Consider the following 3,296-nt stretch of genomic DNA (forward strand, 5'->3'; position numbering starts at 1 on the left):
TCACTTTATAGCTATAGATTATCCCGGGCTCCTGGTGCAGCCTGATCTTATTGGATGTAACCACCACGCCGTTATCGAAATCGGCGTCACCCTTACGCGTATATAGTATATATTTGTTGGCCACAGCGGTAGGCTCCAGCGAATCGCGGACGGCCTGCCAGCCAAGCTCCACCTCTTCAGCACCTGTAAAACGGACGCTGAAATGGTCGACAGGCAAGGGTTGAACCACAAAGGGTTGGTTGTACTGCAAGGCGATAAATTTAAGCATCCCTTTATAGATAGCCCGACTTACCGTAAAGCGGAAACGAGGATCGAGACCGTATCGCATATCCGCAAAATTCTGATGCGAGAGCAGCTCCAGCAGCATGGTGGGTACTCTGGGGGTACGTGCCTCAAAATAGGACTGGTTCCACATACCTCTTCTCGACCAGGCAGGTTCGTACAGGCTGCGGATATCCTTCACAATTTCTGTCTGGATCAAATCCGTCAGATCTCTTGAAACATAACGCGAAGCCTTATTCCCGAAGGTCTCGTCTCCCTCCTTGGTAAAGAAGATACCCAACGTTCCGATAATAGAATCATTCAGGGTAGTACCGGCATCTGTATGGAACGCAAAAGCCAGATCAACCGGAATATTTAATCCTTTTTCTTTCGGAGCAACGCTTGAACCTCCCGAAAGATAATTCACCCAGACGCCTCTGCTCTTATAATCATCCGTATAGTCGTTTACCCCTTTGCTTTGTGTATATACTGTATCCGGAAAGCCTGCATACTGCAGCCAGTAGCGTGCGCCTTCGGTAAAGCGGGGATAGCCGCTCACTTCGTATTGATAAGGGATGGAAAGCTGACTCTGAAGCACTTTCGGTCCGGAGTTGTCGGAGCTTTTTGTATTCTCCGATACGATACCCGAATTGTTCACTTTACGTGCAATGGTACCATATCCGCCTCCTATTTTCACACCGTCTGCCGTAATAATCCGGTTGTTTTTAGACGAAAGATTGGAGAGTTGAACCTTACAAGACTCATTCATTCCTTGGTCGAACATGAAATGCCCCAGGTATATCCAGGTTCCGCCGCCCATTTGCTGGTTCACCCGAAACTGGCTCTTTCCGCCCTTATGGTAGACGGTATATAAGGCATCTTCGGTGCTTTCCGGTAAAGTCTTGTAAGATACATATACAGCATACTTACCTGCTTTTGATAAGGAAGGAATCCATTCGGCCAGGCTCTCTTTTCCTTTCTTACGGGTAACCGTTTGCCGGAATGTACCGTCCTGAAACGGGTTTTCAGTCTCAATATACTGATCTTTCAGCATCGCAAACCCCTTACCAAATCCGACCGACCAGGGCTTGTCTCCCTGAATCTCTTTGTAAACGGATGGATGGGTCGCTTTGTCGTTATCTACAATCACTTCAAGTGTCTGCGTATCTCTTTCTCTGGGCAACAAGACATTGGCTCCTGCATTTTCGAGCATGGGTACCAGGAATGGAAGTACATAGCTTTGTGTATATAAATCTTCTACCGTTTGAAAAATACGGGCCCGTTGCCACTCCCAACGGTTTAATTTCTGTTCAAAATAAAAACCGTGACTTTGCCAAAGGGCTATATGTTTGTTACGTAATCCTTTTTCTGCTTTAAATGGTTTAGACAACGCAGTAACTAAAGGTTTGTCCACTTTATTGCGGAAAGTATATTTTCTGGATTGACCGGTAACCAGATTTTCGATGGGTTGATTATCGGTCACCAATTCCACTTTATAACTAGCATAAGACGAAGGAAGAATATTCCGGATCGAATCGTAGACAACCAGAACACGTTGCTGTGTAAAGGGAATATACGAACAGTTTACAGAGGCAACCACCCGGACCTTTTTTGCTTTATCGAGGATGGTAAGCGAATCTACCGTAATCTTTCCTATAGCCAGCTCACCCGACACATGCGAATTAAGAAAACGGGCGATGGACTGCCGGGTTGCCAAAGATCCATTCTGCGCAGTTAAAGATCCGATGCTAACCAGCAGTAACAGGATCAAGCTATGACAAATATTCTTTTTCATGGTTGTACTTTTCCTTTTTTAATAAATAAACAAAGTCCGACAAACGTGAACAGGGCATTGATGATAAGCAGTTCATAACTGAATGAATACCCGTTAAACCATCGTTCTGAATTCAAATCCACCATCAGACAAAACAGGGGGGAAAGAATAGCGACCAGTGGGATATACTTGTCCTTCACAGCCTTTTTTGTAAAGATACCGAACGCGAACAATCCGAGAATGGGTCCGTATGTATAACTGGCCAGAATGTAGACGGCATCGATAACACTGGTATTGTTGAGTGCGTTTACAACGACGATAACCAGCCCCATGACAAACGCCATCCCGATATGAACTTTTTTTCTTGATCTGGCTGCCTCTTCGTCGGTATGCTTCTTAAGAGTGCCTAATATGTCGACCGTAAAAGAGGTGGTCAGCGCCGTTAAAGCAGAACCGGCAGCCGAATAGGCCGAAGAGATCAACCCTACGATAAACAAGATTCCCACAATTGTTGGGAAATATCCCTGCGTAGCAATCATCGGAAATAATTCGTCTGATTTTGCAGGGAGTGCAATATTTTTAGCCTGTACATATATGTAGAGAAGGACTCCCAACATGAGAAACATGGCAATCACTATAAATTGAAAGATAACGCTGGTAACCATATTCTTTTGAGAATCGGCCGGATTCTTACAGCTCAGATTCCGTTGCATCATATCCTGATCCAATCCGGTCATAGCTATAACGGTGAATACTCCGGCCAGGAATTGTTTCCAGAAGAATCGTTTATCATTCACATCGTCGAAGAAAAACACCTTGGAATAATCATTATCGGTAACGGCTCTAACCATTCCCATGAAATCCAACTGCAGATCGGATGCGATGAAAGTTATGCAAAGAACAACAGAGATAATAAGGCAGCAGGTTTTTAATGTGTCTGTCCAGATTAAAACTTTTACTCCACCGTTGAATGTGTAAAGCCAAACCAACGCAACCGTAAAAAATACGTTCAGTATAAATGGAAGGTGTATGGGGTCGAATACCAGCAACTGTAACACTACACAAACCAGGAACAATCGGACGGAGGCTCCTAACATTTTGGAAATAAAAAAGAACCATGCACCTGTTTTATAAGTGGAGATGCCAAAGCGGTTTTCAAGGTATTCATAGATAGAAACCACCTTGAGTTTATAAAACAAAGGAATTAAAGCATAAGCAATCAACAAGGTTCCGGCAATAAAGCCGAGCACCATTTGTAAGT

2 protein-coding genes are annotated in these 3,296 nt (G+C 44.3%); both read right to left on the bottom strand.

The genetic code is table 11. The features are described from left to right. Positions 1-2,056, bottom strand: a 2,056-nt coding sequence (locus tag AB7E53_RS14730; RefSeq protein WP_446776544.1) for a golvesin C-terminal-like domain-containing protein, incomplete at its 3' end; no start/stop codon positions are given. Continuing rightward, positions 2,053-3,296, bottom strand: a 1,244-nt coding sequence (locus AB7E53_RS14735) for a sodium:solute symporter (protein ID WP_446776546.1), incomplete at its 5' end; no start/stop codon positions are given. The genes AB7E53_RS14735 and AB7E53_RS14730, both read right to left, overlap by 4 nt.

It is taken from the genome of Macellibacteroides sp. (genome assembly GCF_050251695.1).
Lineage (GTDB): Bacteria > Bacteroidota > Bacteroidia > Bacteroidales > Tannerellaceae > Macellibacteroides > Macellibacteroides fermentans.